Source organism: Pseudomonas peradeniyensis (genome assembly GCF_014268935.2).
Classification (GTDB): domain Bacteria; phylum Pseudomonadota; class Gammaproteobacteria; order Pseudomonadales; family Pseudomonadaceae; genus Aquipseudomonas; species Aquipseudomonas peradeniyensis.
In genome coordinates this window covers 126,933-148,936 of record NZ_JABWRJ020000004.1, presented here as the reverse complement: position 1 = coordinate 148,936, position 22,004 = coordinate 126,933, and the positions used below count along the sequence as shown (strand labels likewise).

Here is a 22,004-nt window from a genome sequence, read left to right as displayed (position 1 = left end):
GCATGGACTATCAGCGCGTGTTGTTCGTGGGGCCGGGCTTGGCGGGTGGTTCAGTGGCCGAAGCGTTCGGCGCCGAAGTCCGCGACCTGCGTGGCCGCGAGGCGGACCGGGATATCGTCGATACCCTGGAGGGCTTCGACGGGTTGTGGGTGGTTATCCGCGAGGCCCTTGACCAGGGCGTTGAGCGCTTGCTGGTAGTGGACCTGGAACCTACCTCGGACAGCGCCTACCTCGACTGGCTGCGCGATGAACTGGGGCGCCTGGCGCAAGGCCGGGCCGGTATCTGGGTCACGGCCCAGGCCCTGGGGCGGCGCGGGCTGGATGCTCGGGCGGCTTGCGCCAGCATCGGCGAGCATGCCCGTCACCTGCCATGCGACCAGGTCAACGCGGTGGCCAGCGACCCGGACTGGTCGCGGGTACCCGAGCATGCCCGCCAGGTGTTCCTGTGTACCGGCCCGCGTTGCGTGCGGCGCGGTGCCTTGCCCTTGTGGAAACGCCTGCGCCGGCGGCTGCTGGAGCGTGACCTGATCGAGACACCGGGCGGCGTGCTGCTGACTCGCACCGGGTGCCAGTTCCCCTGCAACCTGGGGCCGGTGCTGACGGTGCACCCGGACGGCTGCTGGTATCGGGTACGTGATGATCGGGAGGTGGAGGAATTGGTGGAAATGCATCTGCAGGGCGGAAGGATCGCCGAAAGATTGCTGATCAAGGGAGGGACATGCGATGCGTAAAGCCTGGCTGCTGTCGCTGGCCCTGTGCTGTGGCACACCGGTCCTGGCCGACAGCTATCGCAACTGCGGGCAGGACTGGCAACGCCCCGCGGCGACGCCTGCGCGTATCGTGGCGCTCAACCAGCACGCGGCCGACCTCCTGCTCGCCCTTGGCGCAGGGCCATCGATGGTCGGGGTGGCCTACCTGGACGACAACGGCGCCGCCTACAAGCAGGGCCGCTACCAGGGCGTGCCGGTGATCGCCCGGGAGTATCCGGCCAGCGAGGTGCTGTACGCGCAAAGGCCGGACCTGGTGGTCGGCGGATTCGCCACGGCCTTCGGCGACGGGGTCAGCTCGCGAACCCGGCTGGCCGGCAACGGGATCGCCACCTACCTGCTCGAATCGGCCTGTGCCGGTCATTCGCTGGATTACTACGCCCATGTCCGGCGTGACCTGACCCTCCTCGGCGAGCTGCTGGGCAGGCAGGCGAGGGCGCAGGCATTGATCGAGACGATGGAGGCGGACCTGGCGCGGGCCAGGGCGATCGCACCCACTGGCAAGCCGCTGTCGGTGTTCTACCTCGACAGCGAGGTCCGGGGGCTGGACAGCGAAGGTGGGCGGGGTTTCGTCACGCCGTTGCTGGCCGCCGCCGGAGCGCGCAATGTGTTCGGCGGGATCGACCAGTACCGCGTGACGGTCAACCGCGAGGCGCTGCTGAGCAGCGACCCCGATGTGATCCTGCTGGCCGACGCGCTGTGGTCGCCGGCCAGCCGCAAGCGTCAGCTGCTGACCCGCGACCCGGTGCTTTCGAGCCTGCGGGCAGTGCGCGAGAACCGCATGCTCGATATCCCGTTCACTGAGTTGGTGCCGACGCCGGCCAGCGGGCGGGTGGCCCTGGAACTGGCGCAGCGGCTCAGGGAAATAGCTATCCCATAGCTGGCCTACTCGCCGCTGACCAACTGCCGCGCCAACTGGTTGTGCCGCTCCAGCACTCGCGGCAGGTCGACGGTGGTGATGCGCCCACCCTGAACCACCACGCGCCCGTTGATCACGCTGGTGTCGACATGGGTCGGGGTGCAGAACACCAGTGCCGCCAGCGGGTCGTGCAGGGCGCCGGCATAGGCCACATGGCCGAGGTCGAAGGCGACGAAGTCGGCGACCATGCCCGGGGCGAGGGCGCCGATATCGTTGCGGTTGAGCACCTTGGCACCGCCCAGGGTGGCGATCTCCAGCGCCTCGCGGGCAGTCATCGCATCTGGCCCGAAACCGACCCGTTGCAGCAGCAGCGCCTGGCGCACCTCGCCGATCATGCTGGCGCCGTCGTTGGACGCCGAACCATCGACCCCCAGGCCCACCGGCACGCCGTGGTCGCGCATCTTGCGGATTGGCGCGATACCTGAGGCCAGGCGCATGTTCGAGCACGGGCAGTGGGCAACCCCGGTGCCGGTGCGGGCGAACAGCTCGATGCCATGCTGGTCGAGCTGCACGCAGTGGGCGTGCCACACGTCGTGGCCGACCCAGCCCAGGTCCTCGGCGTATTCGGCCGGGGTCATGCCGAACTTCTCGCGGCTGTAGGCGATGTCGTTGACGTTCTCCGCCAGGTGGGTGTGCAGCGACACGCCATACTGGCGGGCCAGCACCGCCGCCTCGCGCATCAGGTCGCGGCTGACCGAGAACGGCGAGCAGGGCGCCACTACCACGCGCAGCATCGAACCGTGGCTGGCATCGTGGTAGTCCTCGATCAGACGCTGCGACTCCTTGAGAATGTCGCTTTCCTTCTCCACCACCGAGTCCGGCGGCAGGCCGCCCTGGCTACGGCCGACGCTCATGCTGCCGCGCGCGGCGTGGAAGCGCATGCCGATCTCCTCGGCGGCGTGGATGCTGTCGTCGAGCTTGCAGCCGTTGGGGTAGATGTACAGGTGGTCGCTGGAGGTGGTGCAGCCCGAGAGGATCAGCTCGGCCATGGCCGTCTGGGTCGATACCGAGATCATTTCCGGGGTCAGCCGCGCCCAGATCGGGTAGAGGTTGGTCAGCCAGTTGAACAGCTCGCCGTCCTGGGCCGCCGGCACCACGCGGGTGAGGCTCTGGTACATGTGGTGGTGGGTGTTGACCAGCCCCGGGATGACCACCTTGCCGGTCATGTCGAGGATCACGTCGGCGTGCTGAGGCAGGGTATCGCTGGGGCCGACCTGCCTGATCACATTGTCTTCGATGTAGAGGCCGCCGCGTTTGATCTCGCGGCGCTCGCCGTCCATGGTCACCAGCAGTTCGGCGTTCTTGACCAGTAGTGTCTTGGGCATGGGTGTCCCTCCCGCTTGGGGTGTGTTTTCTGATTGTAGGGAAGCGTCAGGCGCCGTGGCGAAGCCCGGCGTCGAAGGCTGGAGCAGAACCGCGCACGCGCAGCGTCGGCCTTGGTAAGGGCGTATCGGGCGTGTGGAACGATGGCAGCAGGGCGAATGCGGCGTTCAGGACGTACGGCGTTCGAGAAGGGTGCCCGGGGAGGTTGGGCGATAGCGGATGTCGCATGGCTTGAGCCTGTCGCAATACGCAGCGGCGATGACCGTTGTCGTAGGCGCGAGGCAGTGTAAACAGAATTTCTTTTTTTTGTATACGAGTTTTTCGCCGCAATTCTGAAGACTGCGGGACGGTCCGCTCCCACAATGATTCATGGCGCGATTGATGTCGTTGCGCCAGTATGCGACTGTCTCGCTGCCAGCAGCTGTCACAGGCCGGCAGGTTCGCACGGGCTGATTACACTGTGGAAATCGCCACACGGGGAGTACCTGGGATGGGCTGCGCGTTGATGGAGCATGCGGCAAGGCTGGCGTCTGCACGGGGCAGGCGTTCATGAACAACCGTGGCCGGAGCATTTCCCTGCAGTGGCTGGTGGCGCTGGCAATCATGCTGGGCATGCTGGCGCTGGGCGCGGCCCTGGCCTGGCAGGGCTACCTGGGGGTGCGCCAGACCCTGGTGGCGGCCGCAGGCGACGCTGCCCAGCAGGTCGGTCGGACCATCGACGAGCGCGCCCGACGCCTGGTCGATCCGGTGCAGAGCAGCATCCGCCTGCTGGCCTTCGATGCCTCTGCGGGGGCTATGACGCAGCACCTGGAGCGGCTACCGCAACTGGTCGAGAGCCTGCGCGCCAACCGCATGCTCAGTGCCGCCTACCTCGGCTACCCCAATGGCGAGTTCCTGCTGGTCCGCCGCCTGCGCGACCCACAGTTGCTGCAGCGTTTCGCGGCACCGGCAGGCACGATGTTCCTGGTGCAGACCGTCAGCCTGGGCGAAGACGGCGCGTTGCATGGCGAATGGCGTTTCTACGACCAGGCGATGACCCTGCTGCTGCGCCAGCCCAAGCCGGACTACCGCTACGATCCGCGTCAGCGCCCCTGGTTCGTCGAAGCCTCTGCGCAAGCCACCACCGTGCTTACCCGCCCTTATGTGTTCTTCACCACCCGCGAGATCGGCCTGACCATGGCCCAGCGCAGCGTCGATGGCGCGGCGGTGATCGGCATGGACGTCTCGGTCACCGACCTGGCCAGCGAGAGCCGCGACCTGCGCATGACGGCCGGCACCGAGATCGCCGTGGTCGATGACCAGGGCAGCGTGGTGGCCTATCCGGACCTGCAGCGGGTCATCGTCCGCGAAGGCGAGGGCGTGCGCCTGTCGCGCATCGATGAACTGGGCATTGCCAGCCTCGCACGGATCCATGCCGATGCCCTCCAGGGTACCCGGCCACAGCCGTATCAGGTTGAAGGGCAGACCTGGTATGGCATGCGCGTGCCGCTGACCACAGTGGCCGGGCAGGACCTGCAGGTGCTGATTGCCGTGCCGGCCCACGAGCTGCTGGCCGGCGCGCGCCAGGTGTTGTTCGAGCAACTGCTCTGGGCCGCCGCGCTGGCGGCGGTGTTGCTGTTGCTCGGCGGCTTGCTCGGCCGGCGCATCGGTCGCCCGCTGCGCCGGCTCACGGAGCAGGTGCAGGGCCTGGCCGGTTTTGATTTCAGCCGTGAGGTGGGTGTGCTCTCGCGGGTGTCGGAGGTGCGTGAACTGAGCCGGGTGCTGAGCCGCATGTCCGGTACCATCCGCAACTTCCAGGCGATCACCCTCACGCTCAGCCGCGAGACCCAGCTCGAGCGCATGCTCGACGGCGTGCTCAACCACCTGGTGGCGGCTGCCAGCGCCAGTGCCGGCGCGGTGTACCTGTACGATGCCGACAATACACGCCTGCGCCTGGCTGCGGCCTGCCGGGCCCAGGACTATCCGGCTGAGCTGGCGGTACATGAGCACGACCATCAAGACCTCGCCAATGCCGTGACCCAGGCCTTGTCGTTGCAAGGGCGCAGCCTGGCGGTGGTGCTCAACGACCGCGGCCAGTCGCTCCTCGGCATCCTGGTCCTGCAACTGGAGGACGAACACGCCGGGCAGGCGTTCCGGCGCTTCGTCGAGGAACTGTCCGGCGCCGCCGCCGTGGCCATCGAGACCCGCCAGCTGGTCGAGGCCCAGCAGCGCCTGCTGGACGCCATGATCAAGCTGCTGGCCGACGCCATCGACGCCAAGAGCCCCTATACCGGCGGTCATTGTGAGCGCGTGCCGCAGCTGGCGCAGATGCTCCTGGACCAGGCCGTGCAGGCCGACAGCGGCCCCTATGCCGGCTTCAGCATGAACGAGGCCGAGCGCTACGAGTTTCGCGTGGCTGCCTGGCTGCACGACTGCGGCAAGATCACCAGCCCCGAATACGTGGTGGACAAGGCGACCAAGCTCGAGACCCTCTACAACCGCATCCATGAGGTGCGCATGCGCTTCGAGGTGCTCTGGCGCGACGCCGAGATCGCCTACTGGCAAGGCGTGGCCAACGGCGATGACGAGTTGCAGCTGCGCCAGGCGTTGGAGCAGTGCCGGGCCGAGTTGCAGGACGAATTCGCCTTCGTCGCCCACGCCAATATCGGCGGCGAGTTCATGCAGGAGGGCGACATCGAGCGCCTGCGCCTTATCGGCCAGCGCCGCTGGCTGCGGCACTTCGACAACCGCCTGGGCATCTCCCGCGACGAGGCCGCGCGCTTTGCCGACACGCCACCTGCGCCCTTGCCGGTGGAGGAACCGCTGCTTGCCGATCGCGACGAGCACCAGGTGCCCTGGGGGCCGCGCAAGCCACCGGTGGCCAAGGACGACCCGCGCAACCACTGGGGTTTCGACATGCGCCTGCCGGCCCATGCCAGCAACCACGGCGAGTTGTACAACCTGTCGATCCGCCGTGGCACGCTCAACGACGAGGAGCGTTTCAAGATCAACGAGCACATCGTGCAGACCATCATCATGCTCAGCGCGCTGCCGTTCCCGCGTCAGCTGCGACGCGTGCCGGCGATTGCCGGCAACCATCACGAGAAGATGGACGGCAGCGGCTATCCGCGCAGGCTCGGCAAGGATGCGCTGGGCATCCCCGAGCGGGTGATGGCGATCGCCGACATCTTCGAGGCATTGACTGCGGCGGACCGACCCTACAAGGCACCGAAGACCCTGTCCGAGTCGGTGAAGATCCTGGTGTCGATGGCTCGGGACAACCATGTCGACGGGCAGTTGCTGCGATTGTTCCTCAGCACCGGCGTGTATCGCCAGTATGCCGAGCAGTTCCTGCGCCCCGAGCAAATCGATGAGGTGGACGTGGAATATTGGTTGGCGCAGCTGTAGGTACTCAAAGCCTCAGACCCTCAGCAGCAGGTGCTCACGCTCCCAGGCGCTGATCACCTGCCGGTAGTTGTGCAGCTCGGTGCGCTTGACCGCCACATACCCACGGACGAAGCGGTCGCCCAGGTACTCCCCGAGCAGTTCGCAACCCTCCAGCCGCGTCAGCGCCTCGTCCAGCGTGGCCGGCAGGCGCAAGCCGCCATGGTCGTAGGCGCGCCCCTGCACGGGCGCGCTGGGCGCCGCCTGTTCGAGCAGGCCGAGATAGCCGCACAGCAGGCTGGCGGCCATGGCCAGGTAGGGATTGGCATCGGCGCCGGGCAGGCGGTTCTCCACGCGCAGGGCGGCCGCTGTCGCGGTGGGCACGCGCAGTCCCACGGTACGGTTTTCTTCGCCCCATTCGACATTGACCGGGGCACAGGCGTCGGGCAAGAAGCGGCGGTAGGAATTCACGTTCGGGGCGAGCAGCGCCAGTGCCTGGGGCAGGTACTTCTGCAGGCCGCCGATATAGTGCAGCAGCCGATCGCTCGGTGTGCCGTGGGCGCTGGCGAAAAGGTTAGCGCCGGTGGCCCTGTCCAGCACGCTCTGGTGGATGTGCATCGAGCTGCCAGGTTCATGGGCGATCGGCTTGGCCATGAAGGTCGCGCTGATGCCGTGCTGCAGTGCCGCTTCGCGCAAGGTGCGCTTGAAGACGATCAACTGGTCGGCCAGGCGCAGCGGGTCGCCGTGGTGGAAGTTGACTTCCATCTGCGCCGGGCCGCTTTCGTGGACCAGCGTGTCCAGGTCCAGGCCCTGGACGGCGCACCAGTGGTAGACGTCCTCGAACAGCCGGGCGAATTCATGGGTGGCTTCGATGGAGAAACTCTGCCGACCCGTCTCCGCCCGGCCCGAGCGGCCTTCGGGCGCTTCCAGCGGCAGGTCCGGGTCATGGCTGCGCTTGGTCAGGTAGAACTCCAGCTCCGGCGCCACCACCGGCTGCCAGCCACTGTCGCTGTACAGGGCCAGCACGCGCTTGAGCACGTTGCGCGGCGACAGCTCGATGGGCTGGCCGTGCCGGTCGAAGCTGTCGTGGATGACCATGGCGGTCGGTTCCGCCAGCCACGGCAGGCGGTAGACGGCATGGGCGGCGGGGCGGCAGTGCATGTCGATGCCGGCCTCGTCCAGCAGCGCGTAGAAGACCTCGTCGTCGACGAAGTCGCCGGTCACCGTCTGCAGCAGCACGCTCTCCGGCAGGCGCATGCCGCCTTCGTCAAGGAAGCGGTCGAGGGAGGCAACCTTGCCACGGACGATGCCGGAAAAGTCGCTGACCACGCATTCGACCTCGCAGATGCCCTGTTGCCTGAGCCGTTGCGTCAGTTGTTCGGCGGGGGTGTTCATACCCACCTCGGAAGGGGGCATGCGTTCATCCTGAATGCCAGCCCGCCCAGGCAGGGGATTCGCGTACAGCGTCATGTTGCACTCTCGATACGCCAAAGACCTGCAAAGGGTATTGAGTTGCGTATCAAGTTGCTGTCGGTTTGCGGCTCGTCGGCGTAAAGAGTTGATAAAGCGTGGCGGGTAAAATCGGCCCGCCACCGCTCCATGAAACAACAGGCGCCTCTCAGGCTAGACAACATCAGCGTGGGAGCGGGCGCTCAGGATGGTTGGACCGCCAGGCGATTGCTCACGCTGCGCCCCAGCACCAGCACCGTGACAAAGCCGCAGCCCACCAGTGCCGTGGCCAGGCTGAACAGTACCGCGCTGCCCATCTGGTCGACGATCCGTCCACCGAAGAACGAGCCCAAGGCGATGATCACCTGGAACATGGCGACGAACAGCGGCATGCCGCGCTCCACATCCTTGGGTGCCACGACGAACATCCAGATGCTGGCGCAGGCCGGGAAGGCGCCGAAGGCGAAGCCCCAGAGCGCGATCAGCATCGCCGCGCCGGTGAGGCTGGTGGCGAAGTAGGGGAACAGTGCGGTGCCGATGCCGATCATCAAGGCGACCAGCATCAGGGTGTAGCGCACGCTCTGGTTGGCGGCGAAACCGGCGAAGACATTGCCCAGTACCCCGGCCACGCCGTAGAGCAGCAACAGCGAGCCGATCATCGGCCCGTCGAAGCCGGCGTTGTGCTTGAAGAACGGCGCAACGTAGGTGTACGCGGCAAAGTGCGCCAGGCCGATCAGCAACACCGCGATCAGGCCGACCCGCGCCTGCGGGTTGACGAACAACGCCGGTAGGTCGCTGATGCGGATGGCCTTCTCCGGGTTGAGCCGCGGTAGCAGCAGAACCTGTGCCAGCAGCACCGGCACGCCCACCAGCGCGGTGACCAGGAAGGTCATGCGCCAGCCCATGAGCCCGCTCAGCCAGGTACCCACGGGCACGCCAAGCACGGTCGCCAGGGTCACGCCGACCATGATGATCGAGGTGGCCTGCGCCACGCCCACGCCCTTGGGCGCCAAGCGGCCGCTCAGGGCGATCGCGGTCGCCCAGAAGCCACCGATGCTGATGCCCAGCAGTACCCGGCCGAACAGCAGCAGGCCGAAGTCAGTGGCGTAGGCCACCACGGCGTTGGCGACGATCATGATCAGGGTCAGGGCGATCAGCAGGTAGCGTCGGTCGAGGGCACCGATGCCCACCGACAGCAAGGGCGCGGCCAGGGCCGCCATGATGCCGGGCAGGGTCACCATCAGGCCGGCCTGGCCTGCGCTGATGCCGAGGTCGGCGGCGACATCGTTGAGCACGCCCACCGGCAGGAACTCGCTGGTCACCAGGGCGAAGGCACCCACGGCGACCGATAGAATCGCCAGCCACTGCTGACGGACGCTCTGCTGGCTGTGTTCGGGTGGGCTGTGGGGGGACGGATTGGGGCTTGGCATGGTGCGGGCTTCCATAGGGGACTGTCGCCTGGGACAGGCGCTGCAGCGAGGGGAAAACGGGGAGGCGATTATAGGGGGTGGATTTTGCAGCTCGACAGGCGGGCGGCATGATAGTAATCATCAGTGGGATCGATGGGTGGCTTGGGGTAGAGCGTTTGGCCATCCCTTTCAAGTGTTTGCGATTTTGGGGATTCAAGATTGCCGGGGTCGCTTTGCGACCCTTTCGCGGCACAAGGCCGCTCCTACAGGGATCGCGTACCTCCTGTAGGAGCGGCCTTGTGCCGCGAAAGGGCTGCAACGCAGCCCCAGTACGCTGACTGATCAGGCATCACAGTTTTTCACCTGCACGGAAGGACATATGACAGAGGCATACCAAGGAAGCTGCCTGTGCGCAGCGGTCAGCTACGAGCTGCTCACGCCACCCAAGGCCGTGAGTCATTGTCACTGCAGCCAGTGCCGCAAAGGTCACGGGGCTGCATTCGGGTCATATGGCAGCGTGCCGCGCAGCGCACTTCGCGTACTTCGCGGGGCCGACAGCATCAAGGCCTACGCCTCTTCGCAGACAGTGTTACGCGAGTTCTGCGGGGCGTGTGGCTCGACGTTGTTCTGGTCACGATCCGAAGGTGAGTTCGCCGACTGGATCTCTATCGCGCTGGGTACACTTGATACACCGTTCCAGCCACGCAAGCAAAAGCACGTTTACATCGATTCTGCGGTGCCCTGGTATACGCCATCCAGTTGTTGTCCCGAGGCCGACTGACGGCTTGCATCGCCGGAATGGGGTATGTTCTTGCCTCTACGCTTGCTTACTGGCCTGTCATGACTGCTTGAGTATTCGATGCTGATTTCCACGCTTTCCAACGGTCGATTCATAACGCAATCGCTCCAGGCCGAACCCTGTGTGCCATGGTGGAGCTTTACCAAGACGGTGTTGGCCGCGACCGCCCTGACTCTGGTGCGTGACCGACGACTCGCCCTGGATGCTGCGCTTCCTGAAACCACGTACACCTTGCGTCAGCTTCTGGGTCACGAGGCGGGCCTCGCTGATTATGGCGAGCTTCCCGAGTACCACGCGGCGGTTGCCAATCATGAAGCCGCGTGGTCCGTGGACGAGATGATGCAGCGACTGGATGGCGCTCGGCTTCGCTACGCACCTGGAGCGGGGTGGCGCTATTCGAATGTGGGCTACATGTTGGTCGCCAGGCTTATCGAACGTGCCACAGGCCTGCCGCTTGAAGAGGCGATCAGGCAGCAAGTCCTGGCTCCACTCGGTATCTCGGCGGTTCGCTTGGCAACCCAACGCGCAGACCTGAACGGGGATTACCTCGGCCATTCGTTGAACTACGACCCTGGCTGGGTCTATCACGGATTGCTGATCGGTCCTGTTTCGCAGGCTGCCCTTTTCCTGGAGCGTCTGCTGGCTGGGACACTGCTTCCGCCCGAGCTGCTCCAGGACATGCAGGCAACAAAGGTGTTGGGTGGGCCAATGACTGGCCGACCGTGGATTGCGCCCGGGTATGCCCTAGGCCTGATGCGCGGGACGATCAAGGGTGGTCTGACGCTGGCCGGGCATACCGGGTGTGGCCCTGGCAGTGTGGTGGCGGTCTATCGATGCGCGGTTGGCGAGGCCGCCGCGTGTTGCGCAGTGTTTTCGAGGGCATCGGATGAGGGCAGGGTCGAGGCAATGGTCGCGCAGGAGGTACGCAAGGTGCTTGAGGCTGTGCGTTGAGGCTGCCTGGTACTTGTTCCGCCTTGGATTCTCACAAGATCGGCGGTGCATAGACAACTTGGTCGCGCCCTCCCTGTTTGGCTGCATAAAGTGCGCTGTCGGCGCGCCGTAGTGCATCATCGATCTGCTCGCTATCGGCGACTAAAGTACATCCCACACTGAGACTCACCCTCAGCGGACCGCTGGAGAGTTGCATCGGTCTGCTGCCAACGATCAGGCGCACGCGCTCCGCGATCCGCACCAGCTCGTCACGGTCCTTTACCCGCAGCAACGCGACGAATTCCTCACCGCCCTGGCGTACCAGCAAATCCTCCGGGCGAAGGGCAGCTCGCAGACGACGGGCACACTCGCAAAGCACCTGGTCACCGTCAGCATGACCGTACTTGTCGTTTACAGACTTGAAGTGGTCAAGGTCCGCATACAGAGTACCCAACTGCAGACCTTTCTCTTTTGCCAAACGGCGTTCACGATCCTGGAAGGCGGCCAACGCGCCGCGGTTCCATAGCTGTGTTAGCGGATCAAGCAAAGCCTTGCGTTGCTCACGGTCCATTTCAAGCCGTAAGTCGTGGTTGGCCTGTATCAAGCTGCGCAGTTGCAGATAACCCTCCGCGAGCGTGGCCAAGTCTCTGAAGTTGGCCTGCTGGGCCTCACTTAGCAGGCGTGGGCGAGGGTCGAACATGCATAACGTCCCGATCGCTTTGCCGTTTCCGGCACGCAAGGGGTGACCGGCGTAGAAGCGGATGTAGGGTGCGCCAAGTACCAGCGGATTGTCGGCAAATCGCGAATCGCACTCGGCGTCTGCCACCAGCAGGGTGTCCTCACCCAGAATGGCGTAGCCGCAGAAGGACACGTTGCGCGGGGTCTCGTTTACGTCTAGCCCGATCCTGGCCTTGAACCATTGCCGATCATGATCAATCAGGCTGATCAGCACAGTATCCACGTGCGCCACTTCTTGAGTGAGCCGCACCAGCGTATCGAGGTAATGCTCAGCGGGTGTATCCAGCACATTCATTTCATCGAGGGTACGCTGGCGCAACGTTTCGTCAGTCGGTATGGGACAAGCCGGCATGTCGTTTCTCCAGTCCATGGGGGTAGCGTCTGCACAAGGTAAGGTTTGACGCCGAGACTGAATCTACTCTAGACAGTTGAACGGATAAGGTCGAAACCATCAGTCGCCAAGGGTTATCCCGTTTGGTATTTGTCCCAGAGCTTGTTCCGGAATCGCCCTCCTGGATCGACTTGCGCTTTGAGTGCTAACAGACGGCGCGCGTTTGGGTAGGCACTTGAAAACTGTTCCTGCGTTGCATGCAGTTGGTAGGGAAGATAGTAGGTGCCGCCAAGCAACAGCGCAGCGTTGATGAGTTCGCGTGTCCACACGCCAACGGTTTCGCGATCATCCACCCCGACGCGCTGCCAATAATAGAGCACGAATGAAAAGACTTCTTCGCGTGCCCAGGACAGCAACGAGTCGGGGTCGGCCGGAGCGTGTCGGATGGAGATATTGACGGCGTCAACGCTGTGCGCCTGAAGGATGGCGGCCATTTGCGTTACAAACGCGTTGAACTGTGTCACTGGCACAAAATATTCTTGCAACGCATAGGTACTGTTTCGGGTTGCAATGGGGCCAAGCGAAGCGACATCCGCACTGGCCTCGTAGTTGCGCCGTACGACCGGTTGATTGAGATAACGCAGTGGATCGACCACATCCTTGCGAATCATTGGGCCACCGGGAAGCTTGGTCACACTCCACATGACGGTCTGGTTGATCTTGTACGACTGCCCCGGCGCCACCAGTCTTTCTGCGACGGTCAACGCTTTGTCCGAGGTACGCCAAGTGACGGAAGTAGCCACGTCGAAATAAGGGGGAGCCAAATCGGCATTATGCAGGATAGCCTGTTCGTTCTCGCGGACTTGCTCATTGAAAAAACGCGGGTAATCAGCAACTGGCATGCGGCGTACCTGACGTTCCATTGTGATGTTGGACGCAAGGTCCAGTTCGACCTCAGTAATCACCCCCACCGCACCATAGCCACCGATAGCAGCGTAGAACAGGTCGGAATTTGCGCTGCGGGACGCTTCTACTACCGAACCGTCCGCAAGCACCAGCTGCAGAGAGCGCACCGAGTTGATGACCGGACCTGCGCCGACATAGCGTCCATGAGCATTGACTGACAGCGATCCGCCGACGGTGAAGTTGGCATAACTCTGCATGATTTTTATCGAGAGGTCGTCCGGGTCTATGACCGACTGCAGGTCACGCCAACGCATCCCTGTTTGCACGCGTATGACTCTGCTCTCAGGCGAATATCGGATCACCTGATTAAACTGACGCATGTCGAGGTGCAGGCTGTTTTCGGTAGCAATCTGCCCCCCCATGCTATAGCGGCCACCACCGATGCTGACTGGGCCTGACGACATAGCGAGCGCCCGCTGTATTTCGCCAGTGGTGCGAGGTGCGAGCAGACGATTGACCCAAATCGGATTGAGCATCGTCACATCATTCACCAAGACGCCCGCTGGTGCCGCCCATGACGACCACGGTGAAAGCACACTGACGGCAATCCCGGTCATCCCGGCCTGGAGTAGATGGCGCCGAGTGAGAATAGGCGACGACTCTGAAACGGCGTGCTGTTGCGTACTGTCGATCAATTGCGCTCCCTCGCGGTGACTCAAAAATAACATGCGCCTTCGGGCTTCAAAGCAGGCTAGTGTCCTGTCTCGGAAATACGTTCTCTTTTGGCGAGTGGCTTGGGTGTCCGGCCAAGGCGCCGCCAAAAATGAACAGCTTATTACCGAGACAGGACACTCGGAGCAGGCCTGGCCCACTGCGCCAGAAACTCGGCAATTCTGCGCTCAATACCACTCTCCACCGTCCGCAGCCGCAGAATGGGAAGGCCACTGGCAGCTAGAATCTCATTCTTCCTGGCGTCCCGAGCGGCCTGCACGGGGTGGTCGTGATACCCGCCATCGACCTCGATCACCCCAACCGGGGTCTTGCCCACTTTGAAATAGATGACGAAATCGCAACTGGCACGGCTCATGAACGCCCGCTGGGTTTGCGTCCACTCGGGGTTGCTCGGCGATGCGAGCATATCCAGCTTGATCTGCGTATGGAACGTCAACGCATGGCACGCCGGGGCCGAGAGCGCTTCGCGCAGCAACTGCGCCACGATCTGCTCGGACTTGTAGCGTGAATCCTCGGGCCGCAGTCGGGCCTTCAGGCGTTCCAGGGACTGATCGTACTCGCGGTACAACAAGTCGAATGCCGACACCACTGGCGCACGCACGATCTGCTCGTCCTGCGCGTAATAGCTGATGTAGCGGATCAGCGCGGCAATGTGGCCATTGTTCTCGGTGAACACCTCGTCACCGGTCACCAGGGTGAAACGATGTTTGGCCCGCGACACTGCCACGTTGATCATGCGCGGGTCGTCGACGAAATCCAGGCGTTCTTGCGTCTGGTTGTAGCGCTTCTTGTCCAGCACGGTGGAAAAGACGATCTCGTCGCACTCGCGCCCTTGGAACTTGTGCACTGTGTCTTTGACGAAGTCCGCCGGCAGGTGCTTGTCGCAGAGGTTGACCTGTGCCCGGAACGGGGCGATGTAACCGCGGCCTTCACCGTCCACTGCAACAGATTGCCCCTCGTCTTCGAGCACCTTGAGCAAGGAGTCCAACTCCCGAAGGTTGGTGTTCTTGCGTGCGTGGTTGCCCTTGGCGGTCACCACCAGGCGCAGGGGCTCCTCGCCGTTGTCCACGGTCATCGGCACCAGTGCGTTGTCATAGAACTGCTGGTTGCAGAATTGGATGATCCTGGGGTGGCAGCGGTAATGCTCCTTCAGCAACGTCCTTGGCAGTGCGTCCTGGAACACGGCAATGCACGAATCCAGCAGGCTGTAGTGCTCGCAATCGTAGGCCTCGGCCGGCGCCTGCAGCCCCAGTTTCACGGGGATGTGCGGCAACTGGCGGTTGTCGCCGACGACGATCAGGTTCTTGGCGCAACCCAGCGGCAGGATGCCCGGCACGATGTCCTGCAAGGAAGCTTCGTCGATGATCACGTAGTCGAGGATCGCCCCTGGCGCAATCGAGTTGACGATCGAGTGCGTGCCGCTGCCCAGGATAGGGAAACGCTGCACGAAGGCATCAAAGTCCCTGCGGTAGGTTTTGACATCGAAGCTGTCTCGCGGCGGAACCTGGCCTTGCAGATGCTGCTTCAGATGCTGCATCGATGCGGTTGTCAGCTCTTTGAGCAACACCGTGAAATTGGCGCGCGCCAAGGATTCACGGCACGCCCGCAGCTCGATTTCCTTCTCCTGCAGCGACTTGTCGTAGTAATGCATCTGCAGGGCATGGAACGCGGCCATGCGCGCCTCGCCCTCGGCGAACGGCTTGGTGCGAAAGACTCTGAACTGGAACAGCAGCTCGATGCGGTCCTTGAGCTTCACGCGCTGCTCGCCCAGGTGCGCCAGGTAGGCCATGAGGTCGGCAGTCTTGCGTGGGGTCAGCCCGTACTTGTCCAACGAGCCTGTGGCCTGCACACCGTTTTCTGCCTGCCACTGCTGCAGGTAGCGCCGCTCGATGACCAGCTCGTCCAGTTCGATCTGCAGTTGTGCCGCCCGGTTGTGGTCTTGCAGGTGCTGCTTCAGGCGGGTCAGCAAGTCCTGGATCTCCTCCAGGGACGGTGCCGGCCCGGGTGCGCTGGAGGGCCATGCAGGCATGTCGTCGAAGAAGGCTTCGCGGTTTTCCTTGTTGCCAAGCTTGGCGACCAAGTAGCCCAGGCCGCATTTCTCCAGCTTTTCGTAGACGTTTGCCACGGCCGCATTGTTGTTGGACAGCACCGCCACCGTCTGCCCGCGCAACAGGATATTGGCGAGGATGTTGAGGATGGTCTGGGTCTTGCCGGTTCCCGGTGGGCCTTCGATCACGCTGATTTGCGCGCTGAATGCCCGCTCGACGGCCTGATACTGGCTTTCGTTCAACCCGAACGGATAAATGAGCCCCTGACCCGGGGCGAGCGTGCCGTTGCGCCCGGTGCAATAGGCTTGCAAGGCAGTGCTGGCGATGGCGGGCAGTTTTCCAAGCTGAGTTACGACATTGCTGGCTATGTCACGATCAGCCTTCGACTGTGCTTGAGCGTGTCGGGCACTCGCGACCGCAGTGAAATAACCGAAGACCGGCGTGTCCTTGATTGAGGTGGGGGCGGTGAAGACGATGCCGTCCATCTTGTGGACATAGGGCCTGGTGCCACCCGGATAGTGCACCACGGCATATCGCTCGCCGTAGATCACCGCTTTGTCGATGGGTTTGACGATCGTGCTGCCAGGTTTGGTCAGCAGTACATTGCTCAACTCGCGGGAAGGTGACACTCGGCAGTTACTGAGCGGGCGGGTGTATTTTTTACTGGAGGGGAAATGACAGGTCAGTTCCAGTGCTTCGTACTTTTCGCTCCAGCGAATCGCCCAGTCGCTGATCTTTGCGGTCTTGTCCTCACCATCCACCTGAATCGAAGCCATATTCCCTTATTCCTGTGCGCATGGCATTCGGTTACGTCGTGTACCGGATGCTGCTTTTCCTGATTGGTGTCATAGTGCCATTATTGGGCGCAGGTCCGATAGCTGTTGTGTGCGTTTCACCTCTGGCCGTTTGCTGCTCTTTACCAAGGGCCGCTGTGGGCCGGTTGCTGCCTTTCACGACTGACCGCTATCGACCCAAAGCGGACAGATTGAGCCACGAGGTATCGTACACTGCCCAACACCTTGGGTTATCTGAGCATTAAGGAGCAGAGAATTTCATTACAACGCTTCTTGAATACTCAAATGAGGTCTTCAGTCGCGGAACAGTATTCAGAGTCAGGGGAACATACCCGTATGACAGACCTGACTCGCACGCGGAGTTGTCTGAGTAACCCTCCGAGCCGCTGAGGGGGGCGCACCAGTCATGCTTGACTGCATCGACGTACGTATCGAGGGGGAAGGGTCAGATGTTGCCGGTCGCAGTGTAACCGCTACCGAACCGAAGCTACGCTAGACGACACCTATCCACCCTTTGCAACCGGTGGTATTGGAAAAAAATGACGCTGATTTAGATTCAGTCTTCTCTCTGCAAACCACCATAGGCCAGAAAATTGTCAAGCCTCGAAGATGAGCCCGACCAGCTGGACGAACAGCTGACTTACTGTACTCAGGACCTGTTCCTGAGCACGGAATACATCGAGTGGCGGAAGGCGCTGAGATCGTTTTCAGCGGGCGAGTGGCATCTGCTGACAGCAAGTTTAGCGATAAAAAATTCGCCGACTGGTGTATTTCTCGAGTTCGGCGAAACCATTTACTCAAGTTTGGTATTCAGCTATATCGAAGCGCCAGACTACACGGAGTCGCAGATGCTGATGGTGCAGTTCACGATGCCTGGAAGCATGTGGCACTGCTTGGTATGGCATTGCCCCGAGCACAATTGATCATGGTATGACGGGGTGAGCGGTCAATGTCCGTAATGTTGCTTGTACAGAGCTTGGTGTTCGTCCGACTCGGATCGTAAGTGGGCGGTCGCAAAGGGCTTCTGTCGGCCCGATGCGGACGTTGGCTGCGAGCCGCAAATACTTCGGTTGCCCACTCTCATTGAATAGAGGGTAGGCTAGCTTTGGGCTGAAGGACTTTGAAGGAACGGACATGGACGTTAGACAGATCACACTCCAGGACCTTGAAGGGTTTTGTTCGCTTTTCTGCGAGGTGTCCGCTGAAGGGCGGTACTCAGCACGCGTAACTCCGCCGCCAATTGAGGCCATAGCGCGAGCATTGGCTCATGCAACACAAAAAAATTGGCCGGTCTATGTCATCGAGCATGACGGCGAGATAGTCGGGTCGGCTGAAGCCTATCCCGAAAGTTTTTGCCGGCTTGGCGGTTGCGAGAGTGTCGGAGTTCTTGGAATGCAGGTAAGGCGAGAATACAGGCGCAAGGGCTACGGATTTGCCCTTCTCTCAATTGTGGTAGCCCATTGTCGAGAGGCAGGCTTCACCTCGGTTGATCTCAGTGTTTTCGAATCCAATTTGGCCGCCCGATCACTGTACGACAAGTTCGGTTTCATAGGGGTCGAAAACCTTTCTCCATGCAAGCTCCCGAGCGGTGCTGTCGAGAAACCGATCAAGATGCGGCTGGTGCTATCTCCATCAGCATAGGAGCACGCCGGGCTCGCATCGAATGCCTGGAAACTACCGCCATAGAGGATCAGCCATCGAACGTCCGTTGTGGGTCGATTGCGGCCGTTTGCGAGTGACCGCAAACGACCCAAAGCGGACATTCAGCGGAAATGGATTGGGTACCCGCGCAAACCTGAAATAGGATGGGCCATCCCCATCCAACATTGCGCACTAGCAGCAAGCTTATCCATGGAACGAAAAGCAAACCCGTCCTCCGCTGATTGGGTCATACGCAGCGCCACGCCTGGTAGCGTGGAGCGCATCGAGGCGTGGTTTGGCGGCCATGGCTACGACCCCCATCGGCACGATACCTACTCAATAGGCCGTACCCTTGCCGGCGTACAGAGCTTTCACTACAAAGGGGCGCTGTGCCACGGCGTGCCGGGCAACACCCTGGTGCTGCACCCGGACGAACTCCATGACGGCATGGCCGGCACGGATATCGGCTTTCGCTACCGGATGGCCTACATCGATCCTTCGCTGATCCAGAACGTGCTCGGCGGCGAACCGTTGCCGTTCATTGCCGGCGGGCTGTCCAGCGACCTGCGCCTCTATCGCGCCAGCGAGGCCTTCGTGCAGGCACTGGATCATCCGCTGGAAACACTGGAGGAGCAGGACGCCGTCTATGACCTGGCCATGGCGCTGCGTGCAGTCGGCGGCAAGCCCCGTGGCCGCAAACGCCTGGACTACCGCTCAGCCGAGCGCGCCAGGGCGTTTATCATGGAGCACCTTCACCACGGCATCACGCTGGAGATGCTCGAACAGGCCAGCGGGCGTGAGCAGTGGAGCTTGTCACGGGACTTTCGAGCCCTTTACGGCACCAGCCCATACCGTTTTGTCACGCTGCGGCGCCTGGACTGTTTTCGCAGGCTGATCCTGGATGGCTTCACCTTGGTCGATGCAGCCCTCGCTGCAGGCTTTCATGACCAGAGCCACATGACCCGGCACTTTACCCGCGCCTACGGCGTGCCGCCTCTGCGCTGGCTGGAACGCTTGCGGCCTGCCCGCTGACTTGCAGGATCGTACAAGAGACGCGTGCATTCTCTTCGATAGCCTGATCACTCTAACTACAGAGGATCTGCCATGACCGACTTACACCCGCAACGCGCATCGCAACCTGTGAACCTGGCTCAGAAGGCTGCACTGATCGAGCAGCAGTGGAGCCCAAGGGTGGTCGCGCAAATGAACGACTACCAATTCAAGGTCGTGCGCATCGAAGGGGAATTCATCTGGCACTCGCACCCGGAGACCGACGAAGCGTTTCTGGTGCTTGAAGGCACCTTGCGTATCGATCTGCCAGAGGGCAGCGTGTATGTGCGGCCGGGTGAGCTGTATGTCGTGCCGCGTGGCGTAGAGCACAGAACGGCGGCGCAGGCGGAAACCAAACTGATGATGATCGAGCCGCGAGGCGTTTTGAACACCGGCCATGAAGGCGGGGAGCGAACAGCGGTGAATGACGTCTGGATCTGAGTTGACGTTGCAGGCGATGAGGCCGGTACCGACTAAAGAACCTTGGAACGATGTGCGCTTTGAGTCGGAAGCGGGAGCTCACGAGCGGCCGTTTTCGACCCAAAGCGGCCCCAGTGCCTTCCGTCATACTTGACTCTGTGTTCTAGCCTTTCGTGACGTCATAAGCGTTTGGCACATAGTCGCCACTTCTGGGATAGCCACAGCCAGCGTGGACAATACCTGATGCATTTCCTGGGCATCTGGAAATGGATATACATCCAGGCTCATGGCAATCGTAAGCTTGCGCGGATCTTGCTGTTCTCTGAGCCACGTCTCGACCTCACGCGTCATTGCCGCACCGTTATCGTTTGTTTGCCAAGCCAACAAATTGAAAAGTTCGGCCACCAGCTCTTCGGGCACTGTTCGGGGTATTTCTGCGAAGAGGCGATTGGCTAGGTCAAGCTCGCCAAATACGCTTACCACGTCATGCACCGCGTCAAACGCCTGGGTGTATTCGGCTACGTTGCGCTCGATGTTAATGATGTCGAGCGCTTGTTTTAGCGATGGGTGCATCTAGTCATTCCATGGTGTTGCAGGAGTGTTCGACTATGCGGCCATGCAGACCCAAGGCATCGTCAGCGCGTTGAGCCACGGTGTCGCAACGTCTCACACCTTAGAGGCAAGCGTTGAGGACGAAAAGAATTATCTTTTTACCTTTTTCAAGCGACCGCTTCTGGCCGGTTCCTGCCCTTGGTGAATGGCCGCTATGGGGCGAGAGCAGCCGGTCACCAGGGGCCGTCATCGACCCACAGCTGTCGTCGACAAGGCCATGGCGAGGGCGAAGCAAAAATGCTAATTTAGATTCATTCTCATTTATTGCCCGTTGTCATGGACAAACCTCGACCCACCTCACCCGACCCAATTGGCGAACTCTATGCAGGGCACCATCACTGGTTGGTGACGTGGCTGCGGCGTCGCCTGCAATGTCCGCATCAGGCCTCGGATTTTGCCCAGGACACCTTTTACCGTGTACTCACCGCCGGGCATTATGATCCCCCTCGTGAGCCTCGAGCGTTCCTGGCCACCATCGCGCGTCGCATCCTGATCGACAACGGTCGCCGCCTGCGGCTGGAACAGGCTTACAGAGAGGAGCTCGAGCGTAGTATCGAGCACTCGGACCAGGCGTTTTCTCCCGAACAGATCCTGCAGGCCATCGAGCTGCTCGAACGTATCGACCGGGCTTTGTCACGCATGAAGGCGAGGGTCCGGGAGACCTTCATCCTGCGTCACCTTGAAGGCTGGCCTCAGGATGACATTGCTCGCCACCACGGCATCTCGGTGAGGACCGTGCAGGCCGACCTGGTCGAAGCCATGCTGGCTTGCGATGCCGCCATGGGGATGAGCTGATGGCAGAGACGACGGCCGATCCCGTCCTGCGCGCAGCGGCGCAATGGCTGGTGCTGCTCGACAACCAGACCGATGAGCACTTGCAGGCAGCATTCCAGGCTTGGCTGACCGAGTCGCCCGAGCATGGCGCGGCGGTCGCCCGCTTGCAGGGGCGTCTGGGTTCGCTGCAACAGCTTCCCCGCCACGCGGCCGTCACGGCCCTGCGCCAGGCACCGCGCAAAGCCCTGAGCCACAAGGTGCAGGCACTGGCCCTGGCGATCGCCCTGGTGCCAATGACGTGGGCTGCCACGGCCTATTGGCAACAGGGCTATCTGTTGGCGGACCTGAGCACCTCGGCAGGGGATTGGCTCGATCACCGACTTGACGATGACAGCCAGATCCACCTGGACGCGGGCTCGGCGGTGGACGTGCACTTCGACGCAGGTGAACGCAGGATCGAACTGCTGCGCGGCGAAGTCCTGGTCGATGTCGCCAAGGATCCTCGCCCGTTCGTGGTGGTCACGGCGCATGGGCGTGTGCAGGCCCTTGGCACGCGTTTCACGGTGGAGCGACAGGAGGACTCGACGCAAGTGGTCATGTTCGAGTCGACTACCGCCATCAGCAGTGCCGGGCAATCATTGCACCTGACCGCCAACCAGCGCGTGCGCCTGAGCGCCGAAGGCCCTGGCAAGGTAGAGCAGGTGCAGGCAGAACCCCTTGAGCAGGCGTGGCGCAAGCACCAGCTGTTGGCAGACGACCAGCCGCTGAGCGATGTGCTCGCGCGGTTGTCGCGCCACTACCCCGGTGTGCTGTGGGCCGACCATGCAGCCCTTGCAGGCCTGCGGGTCACGGTCATGCTGCCGCTGGACGATCCACGCCAGGCACTGCGGCTGCTGCAGCGCACCTTGCCGATCGAGGTCAGCCAGTACACCCCTTGGATAACCCGGGTGACCCTGAAGCCCGATGTGGTGAGTAAATAATTTCAATAATCATTTCGTG

General features: G+C 62.3%; 19 protein-coding genes. 12 read left to right on the top strand and 7 right to left on the bottom strand.

Going from position 1 to position 22,004, the window contains the following annotated elements; translation table 11 throughout:
• Positions 1 to 2 precede the first annotated feature (2 nt).
• Positions 3 to 731 (top strand): (2Fe-2S) ferredoxin domain-containing protein, encoded by a 729-nt coding sequence (locus HU751_RS21010; protein WP_189657270.1) that lies wholly within the window; start codon positions 3 to 5, stop codon positions 729 to 731.
• Positions 724 to 1,647 (top strand): ABC transporter substrate-binding protein, encoded by a 924-nt coding sequence (locus tag HU751_RS21005; RefSeq protein ID WP_186732284.1) that lies wholly within the window; start codon positions 724 to 726, stop codon positions 1,645 to 1,647. Before HU751_RS21010 ends, HU751_RS21005 begins: the two co-directional genes overlap by 8 nt.
• A 5-nt stretch (positions 1,648 to 1,652) precedes the next feature.
• Here HU751_RS21005 and HU751_RS21000 read toward each other — a convergent pair whose 3' ends face one another.
• Positions 1,653 to 3,011, bottom strand: coding sequence for an 8-oxoguanine deaminase (locus HU751_RS21000; protein ID WP_186732285.1), 1,359 nt, complete (start codon positions 3,009 to 3,011; stop codon positions 1,653 to 1,655).
• A gap of 547 nt (positions 3,012 to 3,558) precedes the next feature.
• Here HU751_RS21000 and HU751_RS20995 point away from each other — a divergent pair.
• Positions 3,559 to 6,396, top strand: coding sequence for an HD domain-containing phosphohydrolase (locus HU751_RS20995; protein WP_186732286.1), 2,838 nt, complete (start codon positions 3,559 to 3,561; stop codon positions 6,394 to 6,396).
• 12 nt (positions 6,397 to 6,408) lie between these two features.
• Here the strand turns inward: HU751_RS20995 and HU751_RS20990 are convergent, their stop codons facing one another.
• Positions 6,409 to 7,767: a glutamine synthetase family protein gene (locus tag HU751_RS20990; protein WP_186732374.1), complete on the bottom strand. Its 1,359-nt coding sequence runs from the start codon at positions 7,765 to 7,767 to the stop codon at positions 6,409 to 6,411.
• Between the two features lie 257 nt (positions 7,768 to 8,024).
• The gene (locus HU751_RS20985; protein WP_186732287.1) at positions 8,025 to 9,251 is read right to left on the bottom strand and encodes an MFS transporter; all 1,227 of its coding nucleotides are present in this window, start codon (positions 9,249 to 9,251) and stop codon (positions 8,025 to 8,027) included.
• A gap of 358 nt (positions 9,252 to 9,609) precedes the next feature.
• On the opposite strand from HU751_RS20985, the gene HU751_RS20980 reads away from it, so the two are divergent.
• Entirely contained in the window at positions 9,610 to 10,011 is a 402-nt protein-coding gene (locus HU751_RS20980; protein WP_186732288.1) for a GFA family protein, read from the top strand.
• Positions 10,012 to 10,089: 78 nt separating this feature from the next.
• Entirely contained in the window at positions 10,090 to 10,980 is an 891-nt protein-coding gene (locus tag HU751_RS20975; RefSeq protein WP_186732289.1) for a serine hydrolase domain-containing protein, read from the top strand.
• A gap of 31 nt (positions 10,981 to 11,011) precedes the next feature.
• Here the strand turns inward: HU751_RS20975 and HU751_RS20970 are convergent, their stop codons facing one another.
• The 3 genes from HU751_RS20970 to HU751_RS20960 form a co-directional block, all read right to left on the bottom strand.
• Positions 11,012 to 12,049 carry a sensor domain-containing diguanylate cyclase gene (locus tag HU751_RS20970; protein ID WP_186732375.1) on the bottom strand — a complete coding sequence of 346 codons (1,038 nt, stop codon included), beginning with the start codon at positions 12,047 to 12,049 and terminating at the stop codon, positions 11,012 to 11,014.
• A gap of 113 nt (positions 12,050 to 12,162) precedes the next feature.
• Positions 12,163 to 13,551, bottom strand: coding sequence for an FAD-binding oxidoreductase (locus tag HU751_RS20965; protein WP_186732376.1), 1,389 nt, complete (start codon positions 13,549 to 13,551; stop codon positions 12,163 to 12,165).
• A 218-nt stretch (positions 13,552 to 13,769) separates the two neighbouring features.
• Positions 13,770 to 16,490 (bottom strand): AAA domain-containing protein, encoded by a 2,721-nt coding sequence (locus tag HU751_RS20960; RefSeq protein ID WP_186732290.1) that lies wholly within the window; start codon positions 16,488 to 16,490, stop codon positions 13,770 to 13,772.
• A gap of 611 nt (positions 16,491 to 17,101) precedes the next feature.
• Here HU751_RS20960 and HU751_RS20955 point away from each other — a divergent pair.
• The 4 genes from HU751_RS20955 to HU751_RS20940 all read left to right on the top strand — a co-directional run bounded on the left by HU751_RS20955 (position 17,102) and on the right by HU751_RS20940 (position 19,640).
• Positions 17,102 to 17,431: a hypothetical protein gene (locus tag HU751_RS20955; protein ID WP_186732291.1), complete on the top strand. Its 330-nt coding sequence runs from the start codon at positions 17,102 to 17,104 to the stop codon at positions 17,429 to 17,431.
• A gap of 211 nt (positions 17,432 to 17,642) precedes the next feature.
• Positions 17,643 to 18,149 (top strand): GNAT family N-acetyltransferase, encoded by a 507-nt coding sequence (locus HU751_RS20950; RefSeq protein ID WP_186732292.1) that lies wholly within the window; start codon positions 17,643 to 17,645, stop codon positions 18,147 to 18,149.
• Between the two features lie 210 nt (positions 18,150 to 18,359).
• Complete coding sequence (locus HU751_RS20945; RefSeq protein WP_186732293.1) at positions 18,360 to 19,181, top strand: AraC family transcriptional regulator; 822 nt, start codon at positions 18,360 to 18,362, stop codon at positions 19,179 to 19,181.
• Between the two features lie 72 nt (positions 19,182 to 19,253).
• Complete coding sequence (locus HU751_RS20940; RefSeq protein WP_110737650.1) at positions 19,254 to 19,640, top strand: cupin domain-containing protein; 387 nt, start codon at positions 19,254 to 19,256, stop codon at positions 19,638 to 19,640.
• 123 nt (positions 19,641 to 19,763) lie between these two features.
• Here HU751_RS20940 and HU751_RS20935 read toward each other — a convergent pair whose 3' ends face one another.
• Entirely contained in the window at positions 19,764 to 20,192 is a 429-nt protein-coding gene (locus HU751_RS20935) for a hypothetical protein (protein ID WP_186732294.1), read from the bottom strand.
• A 25-nt stretch (positions 20,193 to 20,217) separates the two neighbouring features.
• On the opposite strand from HU751_RS20935, the gene HU751_RS20930 reads away from it, so the two are divergent.
• From HU751_RS20930 to HU751_RS20920, 3 genes are all read left to right on the top strand, one after another.
• Positions 20,218 to 20,376: a hypothetical protein gene (locus tag HU751_RS20930; RefSeq protein ID WP_186732295.1), complete on the top strand. Its 159-nt coding sequence runs from the start codon at positions 20,218 to 20,220 to the stop codon at positions 20,374 to 20,376.
• A gap of 131 nt (positions 20,377 to 20,507) precedes the next feature.
• Complete coding sequence (locus tag HU751_RS20925) at positions 20,508 to 21,026, top strand: sigma-70 family RNA polymerase sigma factor (protein WP_186732296.1); 519 nt, start codon at positions 20,508 to 20,510, stop codon at positions 21,024 to 21,026.
• Entirely contained in the window at positions 21,026 to 21,985 is a 960-nt protein-coding gene (locus tag HU751_RS20920; protein ID WP_186732297.1) for a FecR family protein, read from the top strand. The genes HU751_RS20925 and HU751_RS20920 overlap by 1 nt, the downstream gene beginning before the upstream one ends.
• Positions 21,986 to 22,004 lie beyond the last annotated feature (19 nt).